This window comes from Pediococcus pentosaceus ATCC 25745 (assembly GCF_000014505.1).
Taxonomy (GTDB): Bacteria; Bacillota; Bacilli; order Lactobacillales; family Lactobacillaceae; genus Pediococcus; species Pediococcus pentosaceus.
On record NC_008525.1, the window covers coordinates 818,815 to 834,836 of the forward strand.

General features: G+C 36.4%; 20 protein-coding genes and 1 other annotated feature. Of the genes, 19 read left to right on the forward strand and 1 reads right to left on the reverse strand.

Annotation, left to right across the window (positions count from 1 at the left end; all coding sequences use genetic code 11):
• Positions 1-202: 202 nt before the first annotated feature.
• From PEPE_RS03925 to recN, 15 genes are all read left to right on the forward strand, one after another.
• On the forward strand, positions 203-715 hold the full coding sequence (locus PEPE_RS03925) for a hypothetical protein (protein ID WP_002833537.1): 513 nt from the start codon (positions 203-205) through the stop codon (positions 713-715).
• Positions 716-1,048: 333 nt separating this feature from the next.
• On the forward strand, positions 1,049-1,678 hold the full coding sequence (locus tag PEPE_RS03930; RefSeq protein WP_011673281.1) for a TetR/AcrR family transcriptional regulator: 630 nt from the start codon (positions 1,049-1,051) through the stop codon (positions 1,676-1,678).
• Between the two features lie 49 nt (positions 1,679-1,727).
• Positions 1,728-1,795, forward strand: a sequence feature (ribosomal protein L21 leader region).
• Positions 1,796-1,807: 12 nt separating this feature from the next.
• Complete coding sequence (rplU, locus tag PEPE_RS03935) at positions 1,808-2,116, forward strand: 50S ribosomal protein L21 (RefSeq protein WP_002833539.1); 309 nt, start codon at positions 1,808-1,810, stop codon at positions 2,114-2,116.
• A gap of 21 nt (positions 2,117-2,137) precedes the next feature.
• The gene (locus PEPE_RS03940; protein WP_011673282.1) at positions 2,138-2,464 is read left to right on the forward strand and encodes a ribosomal-processing cysteine protease Prp; all 327 of its coding nucleotides are present in this window, start codon (positions 2,138-2,140) and stop codon (positions 2,462-2,464) included.
• A 23-nt stretch (positions 2,465-2,487) separates the two neighbouring features.
• Positions 2,488-2,775, forward strand: coding sequence for a 50S ribosomal protein L27 (gene rpmA, locus PEPE_RS03945; protein ID WP_002833541.1), 288 nt, complete (start codon positions 2,488-2,490; stop codon positions 2,773-2,775).
• Positions 2,776-2,899: 124 nt separating this feature from the next.
• On the forward strand, positions 2,900-3,463 hold the full coding sequence (gene efp / locus PEPE_RS03950; protein ID WP_002833542.1) for an elongation factor P: 564 nt from the start codon (positions 2,900-2,902) through the stop codon (positions 3,461-3,463).
• Positions 3,464-3,480: 17 nt separating this feature from the next.
• A complete protein-coding gene (locus PEPE_RS03955) occupies positions 3,481-3,909 on the forward strand; it encodes an Asp23/Gls24 family envelope stress response protein (RefSeq protein WP_002833543.1) in 429 nt (142 codons plus the stop codon).
• Positions 3,909-4,310: a transcription antitermination factor NusB gene (gene nusB, locus PEPE_RS03960; RefSeq protein WP_002833544.1), complete on the forward strand. Its 402-nt coding sequence runs from the start codon at positions 3,909-3,911 to the stop codon at positions 4,308-4,310. Before PEPE_RS03955 ends, nusB begins: the two co-directional genes overlap by 1 nt.
• A gap of 125 nt (positions 4,311-4,435) precedes the next feature.
• Positions 4,436-5,287 (forward strand): bifunctional methylenetetrahydrofolate dehydrogenase/methenyltetrahydrofolate cyclohydrolase FolD, encoded by an 852-nt coding sequence (gene folD / locus PEPE_RS03965; protein WP_002833545.1) that lies wholly within the window; start codon positions 4,436-4,438, stop codon positions 5,285-5,287.
• Positions 5,288-6,631, forward strand: a complete 1,344-nt coding sequence (gene xseA / locus PEPE_RS03970; protein ID WP_002833546.1) for an exodeoxyribonuclease VII large subunit — start codon at positions 5,288-5,290, stop codon at positions 6,629-6,631.
• A complete protein-coding gene (locus PEPE_RS03975) occupies positions 6,631-6,867 on the forward strand; it encodes an exodeoxyribonuclease VII small subunit (protein ID WP_002833547.1) in 237 nt (78 codons plus the stop codon). Before xseA ends, PEPE_RS03975 begins: the two co-directional genes overlap by 1 nt.
• Entirely contained in the window at positions 6,860-7,750 is an 891-nt protein-coding gene (locus PEPE_RS03980; RefSeq protein ID WP_002833548.1) for a polyprenyl synthetase family protein, read from the forward strand. The genes PEPE_RS03975 and PEPE_RS03980 overlap by 8 nt, the downstream gene beginning before the upstream one ends.
• A 13-nt stretch (positions 7,751-7,763) precedes the next feature.
• On the forward strand, positions 7,764-8,582 hold the full coding sequence (locus tag PEPE_RS03985; protein ID WP_002833549.1) for a TlyA family RNA methyltransferase: 819 nt from the start codon (positions 7,764-7,766) through the stop codon (positions 8,580-8,582).
• An 8-nt stretch (positions 8,583-8,590) separates the two neighbouring features.
• Complete coding sequence (locus PEPE_RS03990) at positions 8,591-9,049, forward strand: arginine repressor (RefSeq protein ID WP_002833550.1); 459 nt, start codon at positions 8,591-8,593, stop codon at positions 9,047-9,049.
• Positions 9,050-9,060: 11 nt separating this feature from the next.
• On the forward strand, positions 9,061-10,737 hold the full coding sequence (gene recN / locus PEPE_RS03995) for a DNA repair protein RecN (RefSeq protein ID WP_011673283.1): 1,677 nt from the start codon (positions 9,061-9,063) through the stop codon (positions 10,735-10,737).
• A 71-nt stretch (positions 10,738-10,808) separates the two neighbouring features.
• Here the strand turns inward: recN and PEPE_RS04000 are convergent, their stop codons facing one another.
• Entirely contained in the window at positions 10,809-11,144 is a 336-nt protein-coding gene (locus tag PEPE_RS04000) for a hypothetical protein (protein WP_011673284.1), read from the reverse strand.
• Between the two features lie 295 nt (positions 11,145-11,439).
• Here PEPE_RS04000 and gmk point away from each other — a divergent pair, with 295 nt between their 5' ends.
• The 4 genes from gmk (at position 11,440) to priA (ending at position 16,005) form a co-directional block, all read left to right on the forward strand.
• On the forward strand, positions 11,440-12,054 hold the full coding sequence (gene gmk, locus PEPE_RS04005; RefSeq protein ID WP_002833553.1) for a guanylate kinase: 615 nt from the start codon (positions 11,440-11,442) through the stop codon (positions 12,052-12,054).
• A 1-nt stretch (position 12,055) separates the two neighbouring features.
• Positions 12,056-12,265: a DNA-directed RNA polymerase subunit omega gene (gene rpoZ / locus PEPE_RS04010; protein WP_002833554.1), complete on the forward strand. Its 210-nt coding sequence runs from the start codon at positions 12,056-12,058 to the stop codon at positions 12,263-12,265.
• 111 nt (positions 12,266-12,376) lie between these two features.
• A complete protein-coding gene (gene coaBC / locus PEPE_RS04015; protein WP_011673285.1) occupies positions 12,377-13,570 on the forward strand; it encodes a bifunctional phosphopantothenoylcysteine decarboxylase/phosphopantothenate--cysteine ligase CoaBC in 1,194 nt (397 codons plus the stop codon).
• Positions 13,571-13,584: 14 nt separating this feature from the next.
• A complete protein-coding gene (gene priA / locus PEPE_RS04020) occupies positions 13,585-16,005 on the forward strand; it encodes a primosomal protein N' (protein WP_011673286.1) in 2,421 nt (806 codons plus the stop codon).
• The last annotated feature ends 17 nt before the right edge of the window (positions 16,006-16,022 follow it).

Sequence of the window (16,022 nt, forward strand, 5' to 3'; positions counted from 1 at the left end):
ACTTAAACAGTATATTTAAAAACGATCGTTCTGTCAATGGAATTATTACAAATAGAGGGATGAAAAAAGTGGATATAAATCGCAATTAACAAAGCAATTTCAACATTATAAATTAAAGAAATTAAACGGGGTTAAACGCTTTAATTAATTTGAATTATTAGGTATTATTAAATTAGAAGTTAACGAATAGAGGGTGGCTTAAATGAAAAAAATTATCTCGGTTTTACTTTCGCTGATGGTAGTAACATTATTTATGAGTGCATGCACCCATAATAAAGTTTATGGCACGGTAGTGGTGTCTCCTGAAAAATACAAGCAAATTTCAGCAGATAAGAAGTTGATTGAGAAGACTATCAGTGGTCTAGAAAAGTTTAATTCTGAAAACCCAGAAACAGAAAAATCAGTGATGAGATCTCTAGATGCTTTGATTAAAAAGGGCCAAAGGAAAATGAACGATAGTGATCGAGTAAAATTTGAGGCACTTTTAGGCGATCATAAAAATGGAGTTAAAGGGATCGTTAAGAAAGCTTACACTCATCAACGGGGTTTTGATGATGACTTGAGTGGTAGGATTAGATCAAATATGTTGAAATCAATTAAATTAATGACGCATGGAATTACTAAAAACGAAAATGATCGAAAAAAAATATATAAACAAGTTTTAGAAGATACTAAAGCAGATAAAAACCTATATAAAATTGGCGGAAATGAATAAAAAATGGGGACAACGAAGTAACATTATTTATATGATGCTTCGTTGTTTTTTGTTGCTTATATTTATGTTAATATACAGTTCTTAATTATTAGAATATTACTAAATGCGGATACATGGGTATTTTTGCACATATTTCAATAAAAGCATAAATTTTAATATATTTTAAGAAATAAAATGCGCGAAAATCGTTCATTTGTAGAGGTTTATACGGTATCATGGACATTAAGGGTATAATCCGCATGTTATTTAAAAAGTTAGTTTATTGTAAAAAAGTTTCCATTGGATTAAACTCTAAAACGTGAATCAAGCGTTTATAAATGTGAGGTGCTGAATATGAAGGAAGATCCTAGAATTATTAAGACATTAAGTAAATTGCAAAAGGCTTTTGTGATGTTATTGAAGACATATGACGCTGGAGATATTAATGTTAGGCAAATTAGTGATGAAGCTGGGGTAACCCGTGGAGCTTTTTATTCACATTTTTCTGACAAAAAAGAATTTGTTAATTTTACGATTAACGAACTAGTGGGCTCTTTATTTAATTCATCATTAAAGGATTCAGTTGGATTTGTCGATGAGGTTAATCACAAAAATGCTCATGGAACTAATGTACTATCAGTCTCCAACTTTTTTGATAAAGTTGCAGCAGATTATCAAACGTATACGATTGTATTAGATACGGAAAAATTGCCTCAGTTTACCGAGGTGCTTAAAGAACGTTTGAATTCAGAAATTAAAACTTTTGCTGAATATTACGGCAAAAAGGTAAAGCATGATGGTTTTCCCATTGAAGTTTTAAGCTCATACTATGTAAATGGTCTAATTGGAATGATTAGAATGTGGCTTGATGAAGGAATGGTATACACTTCACATTATATGGCAAATGCGGCCAAGAAAATTTTAGGAACAAAAATTCAAATTGATAGTCAAAATATTGACCTTTCCGATTTTTTCGTAGATTAACATTGACTATTATTTAAATCTACAGTATAGTATTAACGTTGGTGTGGTCTCCACGCTACAACCGCACAAAGTGAGTTTTAAAGCATAGCACTTACTTTGGCGAGTCTTAGAATTAAGGAGGTGCACGTTGTGTACGCAATTATTAAAACTGGTGGTAAACAACTTAAAGTTGAAGAAGGTCAATCAGTATTCGTTGAAAAGTTAAACGTCGCTGAAGGCGAAAAAGTTACTTTTGATCAAGTTCTTTTTGTAGGTGGCGAATCTACAAAGGTTGGTTCTCCTGTTGTTGAAGGTGCTTCAGTTGCTGGAACTGTTGAAAAACAAGGTAAGCAAAAGAAGATTACTACTTTCAAGTACAAGGCTAAGAAGAACCAACATACAAAGACTGGTCATCGTCAACCATATACAAAAGTTATGATTGATTCAATCAACGCTTAATTTGATTGAAGGTGATGTGGCATGATACAGACTTGTTTTTATAGAGATAAAGATCGAATCAGTGGTTTTAAGATAACTGGTCATGCTGACTCTGGTGAGTATGGACGTGATATCGTATGTGCGGCTGTGTCAGTCTTATCGATAAATACAGTTAACAGTATCGAGCAAATCACTAAGATAATGCCACTAGTTGATTCAGACGATGAAAATGGTGGATTTTTATCTGTTAATGTTCCTGAAAGCAGTGATGTTGATTCGAATCGAATGGCTCAAGTTTTACTTGAGGCACTTGAGATTGGATTAAGGGATATTAGTAAGTCATACAAAGAATATCTAGTAATGAATTAATTTATTCGGAGGTGTAATTAACCATGGAAATGAATCTACAATTCTTCTCTCATCATAAGGGGGGCGGTTCCACTTCTAACGGCCGTGACTCAGCTGGTCGTCGTCTTGGAACAAAGCGTGCTGACGGACAAGCTGCTAAGGCAGGTATGATTATCTACCGTCAACGTGGAACACATATTTACCCTGGTGTAAATGTTGGTCGTGGAAACGATGATACTTTGTTTGCACTTGCAGATGGTGTCGTTCGTTTTGAACGTAAAGGTCGCGACAAGCGTCAAGTTTCTGTATATCCAGTAGCAGATGCTGAATAAGCTTTAAAAAAGCAAATTTCAGGTCGGGACAATAACTTTGTTCCGGCCTTTTTTAATGATTTTCTTGTTAAAAAGAGAATCGATTGATATCATTAGTTCTAGAATTAATTGGAGGAATCTTTTTATGAGTACAATTTCAACATCTGATTTTAAAAATGGTTTGACCATTGAATTTGATGATAATATTTGGCGCATTGTTGAATTTCAACATGTTAAGCCGGGTAAAGGTAGTGCCTTTGTGCGTACTAAGTTGAAGAACTTAAGAAATGGCGCTGTTCAAGAAAAAACTTTCCGTGCCGGCGAAAAAATGGAACAAGCTAATATTGAGACAAAACGTATGCAATATCTATATAATGATGGTGCTAACTACGTTTTCATGGATAACAATACGTATGAACAAGTTGAAATTCCTAATGAACGTCTTGAAGAAGAGAAAAATTATTTAGTTGAGAACATGGAAGTAAGTATCGCATTCTTTGGTACTGAAACACTTGGTGTTGAAGTGCCTAAGAATATTACTTTAAAAGTTACTGCTACAGAACCTGGTATTAAAGGTAATACTGCTAGTGGTGGCTCAAAACCAGCTACAATGGAAACTGGTCTGGTGGTTCAAGTTCCTTTCTTCGTTAATGAGGGAGATGCTCTTAACATCAATACTCAAGATGGTACTTATATTTCACGCGCTTAATTTTTGGAGGCAATATAATGGCAGATACGAAATACTTGGAGTTAAGTAATTCTAGTTCAAAGAGTGGCGGGATTGCGATAGCACCTGATGTTATTGAATCAATTGCAGGAATTACGGTTGATCAAATCGATGGTGTTCACTTAATTGGTAATAATATTTCGAAGGGCTTCAATACAATTTTAGGACGTGATTCCTTGGGATTAGGTACAAAATTAATTGAAGATGATCGTGGCTTAGTCATTAATGTTAGTGTAATGCTTGATTTTGGAGTATCTGTTCCACAAGTTGCTACTAAGATTCAAGATCGAGTTAAGCAACAGATGTTGTTTATGACCGAAATTGTGATTAATGAAGTTAACGTGCAAGTCAACGGAATGATGCCAGATACGACGACATCTGATATTGATCCCGATGATATTTTTTCAGAAAATAATGGTGATAAATAGTGAGTTTAAATCGACATCAAATTCGAGAGAGCGCCTTTAAGATTATCTTTGCTAAAAGTGCTAATCCAGACGCTGATCTAAGCGAATTGCAAGATCAAGTTTTAGAAGAATTTCATGAGACAGAAGCTCCCGATCAATTCTTAAAAGATTTGGTTATGGGAGTTAGCTTAAATCTTGAAGCTATTAATGAAACGATTAGTGGAGAGTTGAAAAAGGGATGGACAGTAAAACGTTTAGAAAGTCCTGACCGCGTTATATTACAGATGGGTACTTATGAAATTAAGTACACTGAAACACCAGATAAAGTTGCGATTAATGAAGCTTTGGAGTTAGCTAAGAAGTATACTGATGAAGATGCTCGTAAATTTATCAATGGAGTTTTATCTAATATCGCAAAATAATTAAAAAATGGTTGTGAATATCACTTGATATTTACAACCATTTTTAATTTGTTTAAGATTTAAAAAGAAAATGCATCTTATGATATGATTTAAGATGGATAAATATTTGAAACGGAGGAGTAATAATGGGCCAAATTATTGATGGAAAAACTTTAGCTGCTGAGATTGATAAACAAACAATGACTGAAGTACAAAAATTGAAAAATCAAGGTGTCGAACCACATCTTGTTGTGGTTCTAGTTGGTGAAAATCCAGCAAGTCAAATTTACGTAAGAAATAAAGAAAAGCGCGCTAATAAGTTAGGCATTAAATCAACGCTAGTTACGATGAATGCCGATATTAGCGAAAATGAATTGCTCCTAAAAATCCAAGAATTAAATCAAACCGAAGATGTGAATGCCATTCTGGTCCAAATGCCACTCCCTAAGCATATCGATGCTTTTAAAGTAACGATGGCCATTGATCCGCGTAAGGATGTTGATGGCTTTCATCCAGTTAACGTGGGGAAACTTTTCGAAGGAAAGACGCAACACACGCCCATTGCATGTACACCGCAAGGAATTATGGAGATGTTCCAAAAATATCATATAGATATTCAAGGTAAGCGTGCAGTAGTGGTGGGACGTAGTTCGATTGTTGGAAAACCAATGGCAGCATTACTATTGAATGCCAACGCAACAGTTACATTGGCTCATAGTTATACTAAAAATTTAGCCGCTCTGACTAAAGAAGCAGATATCTTGGTGGTCGCAACAGGTATTGCCCATTTTATTAAAGAAGATCAGGTTAAAGAAGGTGCAGTTGTTATCGACGTTGGTATGGACCGCGATGAAAATGGTAAACTAACGGGAGACGTTGATTTCGAGAATGTCGAAAAACATGTTTCATACATCACCCCCGTTCCTAAGGGCGTTGGTCCGATGACAATATCAATGTTAATGAAACAAACGGTGAATTTAACTAAATGGAGTATTTAAATGCAAGAAGATAAGTATTTAACGGTCAGTGCACTAACCAATTATATTAAACGAAAATTTGATGCTGATCCGTATTTACATCGCGTTTATTTAGTGGGGGAAATTTCAAACTTTCGCTTAAGAACTAACAGTCACCAATATTTTAGTTTGAAGGACGAAAACGCGAAGATTAGTGCGATCATGTTTAAATCTGCATTTGCGAAGGTTAAGTTTCAACCTGAAGAAGGCATGCGAGTGATTGTGAGTGGGCGAATTAGTTTATACCCAGGAAATGGTAGTTACCAAATTTATGTCGATAGTATGCAACCGGATGGTGTAGGAGCTTTATATCAAGCATATGAACAGTTAAAGATAAAATTATCCCAAGAAGGTTTATTTGAAGCCCCTAAGCTACCAATTCCTAAGTATCCCCGTAAGATTGCGATTGTGACTAGCCCTTCTGGGGCCGTGATTAGAGATATTATCACGACGGTGAGCCGTCGTTATCCGATTGTTCAACTGGTTTTATTTCCAGCTTTAGTTCAAGGTAATGAGGCAGCCAATAGTATAGCTGCACAAATAAAGATGATTAATACGTTGGATGATTTTGATACCATCATTATTGGCCGAGGTGGGGGCTCAATTGAAGATTTATGGCCATTCAATGAAGAAGTAGTTGCTCGAGCAATCTTTGCAAGTAAGTTACCGGTTATTTCCTCTGTCGGACATGAAACAGATACGACAATCGCCGATTTAGTTGCAGATATGCGGGCAGCAACTCCAACGGCCGCCGCTGAACTAGCTACGCCTGTACTGACCGATATCTTAGAAGAGCTTCAAAAACTCCAGCTACAAACTATTGTGGCGTTTAGAAATATTTTAAAAATGCGTAGCCAGCAGGTTCAACATTTACAACAATCGTATATTTTTCAAGAACCTCAACGTTTATATGAAGGTTATGTGCAAAATGTTGATATTTTAACGGAAAAGTTGATTTCGTTGGAGAAACAACAAATTACTACAGCTGAGGGATCATTTAAAACTCTAAATTCAAGATTGTTAGCCAATACTCCAGCTAGTAGAATTAAAATGGCAAAACAAAATGTTGAGCATCTACGACAGATGACCAATAATAATATAACTAATCGTTTTTCAAAGTATGCGAATGATTTGAATTCGCTGATTGGATCTTTAGATACTCTGAGCCCCCTCAAGATAATGAGTAGAGGTTATACTTATGTAACTAGAGATACGAAGGTCGTTAAATCGATTGAGGATTTATCAATTGACGATAAAATTCAACTGAATTTTAGTGATGGTAGTGCAAATGCAGTAATTAAAACAATTAACAGCGAGGATAAATAATGGCTGAAGAAAAAACATTTGAAGAAAATTTACAAGAATTACAACAAGTTGTTTCCAATTTAGAACAAGGTGATATTCCATTGGAAAAAGCTTTGACAGAATTTCAAAAAGGAATTCAGTTAAGTTCGGAATTACAAGAAACCCTAAAAAATGCTGAAAAAACTCTTACAAAAGTTATGCAAGACAATGGTGAAGAGACTAACTTAGATTTGGGGACAGACGGAGAAAATGAATAGTAATTTTGATGACTTTGTCAAACAAAACGTAGAATTACTTGATCAGCACATCGATGAATTGTTTGATAGTGATTCAACATTGAATACCGATTTAAAAATGATGATGAAGTATTCAATTGACGCTGGTGGCAAGCGAGTTCGTCCGTTAGTTTTATTGGCAATTTTGAAAGCATTCGGAAAGACCCCTAATTACGATATCCTAACAGTCGCAGCAGCTCTCGAAGCTGTACATACATACTCGTTGATTCATGATGATTTACCCGCAATGGATAACGATGATTTACGGCGTGGACGACCAACCAGCCATAAGAAGTTTGGTGAGGCAGAGGCTATCTTGGCTGGTGATGCACTTTTAACGGTGGCCTTTCAATGGATTAGCTCAACCAATTTAAAGGATCGGATTAAAAGTGAATTGGTGTTATCCTTGGCAAGTGATGCTGGGGCTTCAGGGATGATTGCTGGCCAATTATTGGATATTCAAGGAAATCAGCGACATTATTCCTTAGCTGAACTCAAACATTTACATCATCTTAAAACCGGCAAAATGCTATTATTCCCAGCGGAAGCGGCGTTGATAATGAAGCCAAGCAAACTTCAAGTTGCCGAATTGGTTAAAGATTTTATGGCAAACTTTGGTTTAGCCTTTCAAATCCATGACGATATAATTGATGTAACAGAAAGTACAGCGATCCTTGGTAAAACGGCTGGAAAAGATGTAGATTTAAATAAAAATACGTACGTTAACTTACTCGGGTTAAGTGGAGCAAAAGAAGAATTAAATCAGGTTCTTCAAAAATGTGAACAAGACTTAACCTCCTTAGGTGAATTACAGCCAGAAATGGATTTGATGATTTTAGAAGGTTTTTTAACGTATTTAAAATAATGGAGAATTAACGATGGCAAAAGAACGCGTAGATGTATTGCTGGTAGAACAGGGACTTTTTGATACCCGTGAAAAAGCAAAAAGAGCCGTAATGGCCGGAGAAATTTTAGGAGACAACGAGGAGCGTTTGGATAAACCTGGTGTCAAGATTGACCCTTCAGTTAAGTTACATTTAAAGGGTAAACCAATGCCCTATGTTAGCCGTGGAGGCTTAAAATTAGAAAAAGCATTGAAAGTCTTTGGCCTTGATGTTAAGGGGCTTACAGTATTAGATATAGGTTCTTCGACAGGTGGATTTACTGACGTTATGCTCCAAAATGGTGCGAAGCTTAGTTATGCTTTAGATGTAGGAACTAATCAATTAGTATGGAAATTACGTGAGGACCCACGAGTGGTGGTAATGGAAAATACTAATTTTAGATACAGTAAATTAGAAGACTTTACTGAGGGACAACCAGAGTTTGCATCAATTGATGTTTCATTTATCTCATTAAAACTAATTTTACCAGCGCTTAAAAATATTATTAAAACGCATGGATCAGTTGTCAGCTTGATTAAACCCCAGTTTGAAGCCGGTAGAGAAAATGTTGGAAAGCATGGCATCGTTCGTGACCGTAAAGTTCATGAAGAGGTCCTTAAAAATGTACTAGCAATGGCCAATGCGGAAGGTTTCAACGTAAAGGGACTTGATTTTTCACCAATTAAGGGTGGAGAAGGCAATATCGAATTTTTAGCCTGGCTTGAACGATCCGATACGGATCAAGGAGTGATTGAAGAGAATGTTGATACCCAAAAAGTGATTGATAGTGCATATTCCAACTTAAATTCATAGGTGAAACAATGCGAAAAAACGACCGACATGAACTAATTAAACAAATTATCAACGAAAATGAAATTGATCGTCAAGAAGATATCGTACTTCACTTGCAGGAGCAGGGCGTTGAAGTGACGCAGGCGACCGTTTCAAGGGATATTCGTGAATTAAAATTAATTAAATCACCCACTAAAAAAGGTGGAGTACGATATTCTCTCCCTAAAGGGGATACTTCCCAAATTGAACAACGACTTTTTACGTTATTAAGTTCGGCTTTGATTTCAATTAAAGTTCAGGAAAAGTTTGTGTTTATTGATTTAAAGCCAGGAAACGGAGCTAGTATTTCAGCAACGCTAAAACAGGTCCACTATGGGTTTGTTTTTGCAGCAGTTAGTGATGACAATGGAGTGCTAGTTATTTGTACTGATGATGAACATGCAGTCCGATTAAAGGATCGGATTACACAATCAATTGCTTACATCTAGGAGAATTAGATATGTTATTGGAATTATCTATAAAGGATTTCGCAATTATCGAGAAGCTTGATGTTAGTTTCAACCAAGGAATGACTGTTCTGACGGGAGAAACTGGTGCAGGTAAGTCAATTATTATTGATGCCGTAGGACTTTTAGCTGGTGGAAGAGGCTCAGCAGATTTTGTAAGAACCGGCGCAGACAAGGCGGTTCTACAAGGTGTTTTTGATATCGCTGAGATTGATAATACTAAAAATGCGTTAATTAAGTTAGGAATCGACGCAACCAATGATTTAGTGATTACTCGGGAACTCCATAAGGGTGGTCGAAGTGTTTGTCGAATCAATGGCACGATCGTTAATCTAAATAGTCTAAAATCAGTCGGAGAAACTTTAATTGATATTCACGGACAAAATGAACATCAAGAACTAATGAATAGTGAAAAACATCTAGCATTGTTAGATCATTTTGACGAAAAAATGGTTGGTAAAGTCCGTGCTAAATATGAAGAAGCTTACGCTGATTATTCTAAATTAAACCAACAATTAAATAAAAGTCGTAAGAACGAACATGAATGGAATCAACGCGTTGACATGTTGCAATTTCAAGTGGAAGAAATTAAGTCTGCCAATTTAATGGCTGGTGAAGATGAGGAACTTGAAAAAAGACGGGATCAATTAAACAACTTTCAAAGTATTTCCGACGCTCTTTCAACAAGTTTTCAACTTTTGGAAGGTGAAGATGGGGCCTCTGCGATTGATCAAATTGGTAGCGTAATGCAAGAATTACAAAGTATTTCTGATTATGATGATGAGTACCAACAAGTTTCTGATGAGGTACAAAGTGCCTATTATGCTTTAGAAGATGTAACTAATCGAGTCCGTTCTGCGCTTGATGCGATGGAATGGAATTCAAATGAATTAGACGAAGTTGAACAAAGGTTAGAAGTAGTTCGTCAGCTAAAGAAAAAATATGGTAATTCAATTGAAGAAATTCTTAACTATTTGAATAAAATTGAGAATGAACTCAATGAAATGACTGGTTCAGGAAACAATTTGGATGATCTTGCACAGGAAGTTGAAGCGAGGTATCAAAGAGTTAAAAAATTAGGAACTCAACTCACGGAAATGCGTCAAAGAATGGCCTTAGCATTAGAAGCAGCTATACGTGAACAATTGTCAGGTCTTTACATGGAAAAAACACAATTTAAAGTGCAATTTACTCCTAAAGCTGAACCAGATCGAACCGGATTTGATGGGGTAGAATTTTTGATTCAACCTAATCCTGGTGAAGATTTGAAACCTTTAGCAAAAATAGCGTCTGGCGGAGAGCTCTCACGAATAATGTTAGCGTTGAAAACTATTTTTGCGCGTAACGAAGGGGTTACTAGTATTATTTTTGATGAAGTTGATACCGGAGTAAGCGGCCGTGTAGCACAAGCAATTGCAGATAAGATTCATGAAATTTCGGCCCATTCACAAGTATTGTGTATTTCCCACTTACCACAAGTTGCAGCTAGAGCAGATCATCAGTTGCATGTGGCCAAGAAAGTGGTCGATGGACGTACAATGACGAATTTAACAGTGCTGAATGACGAAGGACGGGTTAATGAAATCGCCAAAATGTTAGCCGGGGTTAATATCACGGAATTAAGCTTAGAACATGCTCGTGAATTATTAAAAACGGAACAAGCCCACTAAAAAACTCTCACTAGCAAATTGAAAGATAACCTTGATTCTTAGGGATATTTTCGGTTTAATAGTGAGAGTTTTTAAATTAAGGCGATGCTTCGAATTTGTTGATCTTCTAAGAGTTGTGTTAGCCCAGTTTTAGGATCAGTCAGGCATAGTCGTCCAGATCTGGTAATCTGGATATAGCCATCGATTTCAACGATTGATTTTTTTAAATCCAGTTGCATGCGGACTACTAGGTGGTTTTGAATTGAATATGCCAGGGTATCATTAATTTGATCAATGGGCATTGTACGATCCATAATTGGTAAACCTTGGTCTTCAGGGACCAGGAATAAGTTATTATACATTTTACGGATGTTATTGAGTGAGTGATTAATTCGATTGAAAGAGTTATTAAATTTTTTGTTTTCCATGTTAGCCTCCAACGAACATTTGTTTGTATTTACATTATACGAACATGCGTTCTTAAAAGCAACTGTTTTTATGAATTGGGTATAAATGTTGGTGTAGCGCTAACGATTCTGTAGTGGGGAAATTCAAGAAAAATAAAACTCGAAAATTTAGCGCTGATGTGATAAAAAAGCGAACAATTTAAAAAAGTTAAAAGTTTATTAACATGGTACTTTAATTTTCAAGTCAATTGTGGTTGAAAAATATAATAAAAAAGTGCAAAATAGAAGTTACATATATATTTTGAGGAGTTTGTTCATGGCTAGAAGAGGAATGTTGATTGTTCTATCTGGCCCTTCCGGTGTTGGTAAGGGAACGGTTAGAAAGGCAATCTTTGATCAAGGCGGTAATGATTTTCAGTATTCAATTTCAATGACAACTAGAAAGCCTAGAAAAGGTGAAGTTGATGGTGAAGATTACTACTTTGTCTCTAAAGAAGAATTTGAGAAAAATATCAAAGAAGGCCAAATGCTGGAGTATGCCCAGTATGTAGATAATTACTATGGCACACCATTAAAGTATGTTAATCAAACTCTAGATTCAGGACGAGATGTTTTCCTAGAAATCGAAGTGAACGGTGCTCGTCAAGTTCGTGAAAAAATGCCAGACGGGGTATTTTTATTCTTGACTCCACCAGATTTGATGGAATTAAAACAACGTATTATCAATCGCGGGACTGAAGACATGGATACGATTAATAAACGAATGGAAAAAGCAGTTGACGAAATCAAGACGATGCGTGATTATGATTATGCAGTCGTTAACGATAAGATTGAAAATGCGGTTGAAGAAATTAAAAATATTATCAAGGGTGAACATCTTCGAGTAACCAGAGTTTATCCTGAATATCAAGAAATGTTAGGAGAATTATAAGATGATTTTATATCCTTCAGTAGATGATTTACTAGAACGTGTTGATTCCAGATATTCATTGATTATGCTTGCTAGCAAGCGTGCACACCAATTGGATGAGGGTCAACCAGAATTACTAGATAAATACACTTCACAAAAAAATGTTGGCAAAGCTTTGGAAGAAGTTGTTGCTGGCGATGTTATCATTGATCCAAACGAAAAAGATTTATAGAAATTATGAAAGATGGTGGAGGTTGTCCTCTAGCATCTTTTTTGTTGGATTAATCAATTAGTGGGATTGGTATTCAAGGACTGGTAAAATAGCAGAAGGAGGTTGTTCGATATGAAAATTTTATTTGTTATTACTGGCGGAATTGCCGAATATAAAGTGGTTGAAGCGGTACGGTTTCAAATCAAAAGTGGTAATCAAGTCAAGGTAGTGATGACGCAAATGGCCAAAAAATTCGTCACACCATTAACGTTTGCAACACTTACCAATGACCTTGTCTATGATGATTTTGAAATTAATACGGAAAACCCAGTTGCTCATGTAGCTCTGGCAGACTGGGCAGATAAAATTGTAATCGCCCCAGCCACGGCTAATTTTATTGGAAAAATGGCGAATGGAATTGCGGATGATTTTGCTTCAACTGTAGTGATTGCTTCAACAGCAACTAAGCTGTTGCTACCAGCAATGAATGTTAATATGTGGAATAATCCAGCGGTTCAACGGAATATCGAACAATTAAAAGTAGATGGAGTAGTCGTTTTAGAACCAGCTGTTGGAGAGCTGGCTGAAGGTTATTCTGGAAAAGGACGTTTTCCGGATGCTGAAATCGTAAATGCCTTTATCAGCACGCCCCTTGAAAAGCGGGAAAATCTCTTTAAAGGAACACACATTGTGGTTACTGCTGGGGGGACGCGTGAAGCGATTGATCCCGTACGTTATATTGGTAATGAATCATCTGGTAAGATGGGGTTTGCGCTTGCTCAAGTAGCAGAACGGTTAGGAGCGCAGGTTACTTTAATTTCTGGACCTACAAACTTAGTTTTACCAGCGAAATCAAGTATTCAACGGATAAATATTAAGAGTGTAGCAGACTTACAGGCCGCTCTTGATACAGCAGTACAAGATGCAGATATATTGATAATGGCCGCAGCAGTTTCAGATTACCGCGTGGCGAAAATAGCAGATCATAAAATGAAAAAAGATGATTTTAATGGTGAACTGGAAATTAAATTGATTGAAAATCCTGATATTTTAGCGACACTAAAACGTCCAGACTCACTTCGATACGTTGTGGGGTTTGCTGCGGAGACGAATGATTTAATTGAAAATGCTCAACGTAAAATTCTTAAGAAAAACCTAAATATGATTGTGGCTAATGATGTAGGTAATCCCCAAATCGGTTTTGAATCTAATCAGAATGCTGTCACCATTCTACGTCCGCACCAAGCTAATATAGAATTGAAAAAGAATGATAAATCGATAATTGCTGAACAGATTTTAAAGCTAATCGACCAAGAAATTAATTGAAAGGAACGTAACTCATGGCAAAAAAATTTAATGTCATCGTAAATGTCCCAGCTTTACAAACTAATACACCATTTACATATATCGCAAATGATGCCATTAAAAATGACATTAAAATTGGTTCCAGAGTAATTGTTCCTTTTGGTAAGTCTGAGCGACCTATCCAAGGTTTTGTGGTCGGAGAAGAAACCACTAATGAATTTGAAGGATTGAAGGACATCATTTCAGTTTTAGAACCGGAACCATTGCTAAATAAAGAATTGATTGAGCTTTCAGAGTGGTTAGCCGACCAAACGTATGCTTTTCGAGTAAGTTGTTTAAATGCAATGCTTCCAAGTTTGGTGAAAGTTAATACCAAGCGTTTTATTAAAATCAATGAAACAAAAATTACAATGGAAACCGTGCTTGCCTTATTAGGGGAAGAACAGGTTACAGATCTTAAAGTAAATGAACTCAGTTTTAGCCAACAAAAACAACTTAATCAGTGGATTAAAGATGAATTCGTTACATTAAAATATGTCACGGAAGATTCTGCTAAAAAGAAAATGATTAATTGGCTTTGGCCTACGATGGATTTAAGTGAGTATGAACAAGAACAAAAAAAGTTAAGAAAAAATGCTACGAAACAAGTTGAGTTACTAAATATAATTAAAACGTTAGATGTAAAAAAGGGAATTTCGCAAGCTTCAATTTTAAATGATTATGGTGTAGGACGCTCAACATTAAATACAGCGGTTAAAAATGGATGGCTAGTTCGTAAGGCGGTTGAGCAATATCGCGATCCTTTTGAAGGACGTCAGATGCAGCTTGATCAAAATTTGGCTTTAAATGAAGAACAGCAATCCGCTTACAACTTAATTACACAAGCAATTGAAGACAAAAATGCTAAACCAATTTTAGTTGAAGGCGTTACTGGATCGGGAAAAACAGAAGTTTATTTGCAGAGTATCCAACAGGTAATAAAAAAAGGGAAAACTGCTCTTTTACTGGTTCCAGAAATTTCCTTAACACCTTTAATGGTGAAAAGGGTTCGGGCGCGTTTTGGTACACAAGTGGCTGTTCTCCATAGTGGGCTTTCTGACGGTGAAAAGTTTGATGAATGGCGAAGAATTGTACGAAATGAAGTTAAAGTAGTAGTTGGAGCACGGTCGGCGGTCTTTGCACCACTACGTAATATTGGTATTATAATTATTGATGAGGAACATTCAGAAACGTATAAGCAATCTGATGCACCGCGTTATCATGCTCGGGATGTAGCGATTCATCGTGCAAAGAAATTTGAATGTCCCGTAGTCTTAGGAAGCGCTACTCCTTCTCTTGAGAGTCGTTCTCGCGTGGAACGTGGGCGATACGATTTTGTAAAAATTCAAAAACGAGCCAATCAAAAGGCTTTACCGAATATTCAAGTGATCGATATGCGTCAGCATTTAGGTGATGGATATAATGAAAACTTTTCGGCACCCATGGTTGAAGAAATTCGACATCGGATTTTAAGGAAAGAACAAGTAGTTTTAATGTTGAATCGGCGAGGTTTTTCATCCTTCGTGATGTGTCGAACGTGTGGTTTTGTCCTAACTTGTCCTAACTGTGATGTATCTTTAACGATGCATATGGATTCTCGAACCATGCGGTGTCATTATTGTGGTCATGAAGAAGCAATCCCACGTTTATGTAAAAATTGTGGTAGTGATAAAATTCGGTTTTTCGGTACTGGAACTGAAAAAGTTCAACAGCAATTGGCAGAGATCATTCCTGAAGCTCGCGTACTTCGGATGGATGTTGATACCACCCGTCGCAAGGGAGCCCATGAGCGTCTATTAGAACGTTTTGGCAACCACGAGGCAGATATTCTTTTGGGTACGCAAATGATTGCTAAGGGGTTGGATTTTCCTGATGTAACCTTGGTAGGAGTTTTAAATGCGGATACAGCACTAGAATTACCGGATTTACGGGCAAGTGAGCGAACTTTCCAGCTTTTAACTCAGGTTGCTGGACGTGCTGGACGTGCTGATAAGACCGGTGAAGTACTAATTCAAACCTTTAACCCCGATCACTATGCAATTCGTTTAGCTCAAAAACAAGATTATGAAGACTTTTTCTATAAAGAAATGTATTTGAGGCATTTAGGCAAATATCCGCCTTATTACTACACGGTATTAGTTAGTGTTTCAGATCGGGATGAAAGACAAGCGTTAAAAAATGCTTACGAAATGTTGAATATTATTCAACCGCAGTTATCAGCTAATGCAATTGTGTTAGGGCCGACGGCTAAATCTATCTCAAAAATTAAACAAAAATATTACTACCAAATTTTAATTAAATATCAAAGAGAGCCTAAATTACATCGTGCGCTGTTAGAAGTATTGAACAAATCGCAGGAGAAATTTAGACAGGGGACACGGATTAGTATTGATTCCGAACCACAAAACTTTTTGTAATATTTAGGAAGTAGGTC

Coding starts and splice junctions, on each gene's coding strand:
- PEPE_RS03925 (WP_002833537.1), top strand. CDS start 203: ATGAAAAAAATTATCTCGGTTTTACTTTCGCTGATGGTAGTAACATTA.
- PEPE_RS04000 (WP_011673284.1), bottom strand. CDS start 11,144: ATGGAAAACAAAAAATTTAATAACTCTTTCAATCGAATTAATCACTCA.
- priA (WP_011673286.1), top strand. CDS start 13,585: ATGGCAAAAAAATTTAATGTCATCGTAAATGTCCCAGCTTTACAAACT.
- PEPE_RS03975 (WP_002833547.1), top strand. CDS start 6,631: ATGGCTGAAGAAAAAACATTTGAAGAAAATTTACAAGAATTACAACAA.
- coaBC (WP_011673285.1), top strand. CDS start 12,377: ATGAAAATTTTATTTGTTATTACTGGCGGAATTGCCGAATATAAAGTG.
- gmk (WP_002833553.1), top strand. CDS start 11,440: ATGGCTAGAAGAGGAATGTTGATTGTTCTATCTGGCCCTTCCGGTGTT.
- PEPE_RS03985 (WP_002833549.1), top strand. CDS start 7,764: ATGGCAAAAGAACGCGTAGATGTATTGCTGGTAGAACAGGGACTTTTT.
- folD (WP_002833545.1), top strand. CDS start 4,436: ATGGGCCAAATTATTGATGGAAAAACTTTAGCTGCTGAGATTGATAAA.
- PEPE_RS03980 (WP_002833548.1), top strand. CDS start 6,860: ATGAATAGTAATTTTGATGACTTTGTCAAACAAAACGTAGAATTACTT.
- rpoZ (WP_002833554.1), top strand. CDS start 12,056: ATGATTTTATATCCTTCAGTAGATGATTTACTAGAACGTGTTGATTCC.
- recN (WP_011673283.1), top strand. CDS start 9,061: ATGTTATTGGAATTATCTATAAAGGATTTCGCAATTATCGAGAAGCTT.
- rpmA (WP_002833541.1), top strand. CDS start 2,488: ATGGAAATGAATCTACAATTCTTCTCTCATCATAAGGGGGGCGGTTCC.
- efp (WP_002833542.1), top strand. CDS start 2,900: ATGAGTACAATTTCAACATCTGATTTTAAAAATGGTTTGACCATTGAA.
- PEPE_RS03930 (WP_011673281.1), top strand. CDS start 1,049: ATGAAGGAAGATCCTAGAATTATTAAGACATTAAGTAAATTGCAAAAG.
- xseA (WP_002833546.1), top strand. CDS start 5,288: ATGCAAGAAGATAAGTATTTAACGGTCAGTGCACTAACCAATTATATT.
- PEPE_RS03940 (WP_011673282.1), top strand. CDS start 2,138: ATGATACAGACTTGTTTTTATAGAGATAAAGATCGAATCAGTGGTTTT.
- PEPE_RS03990 (WP_002833550.1), top strand. CDS start 8,591: ATGCGAAAAAACGACCGACATGAACTAATTAAACAAATTATCAACGAA.
- PEPE_RS03955 (WP_002833543.1), top strand. CDS start 3,481: ATGGCAGATACGAAATACTTGGAGTTAAGTAATTCTAGTTCAAAGAGT.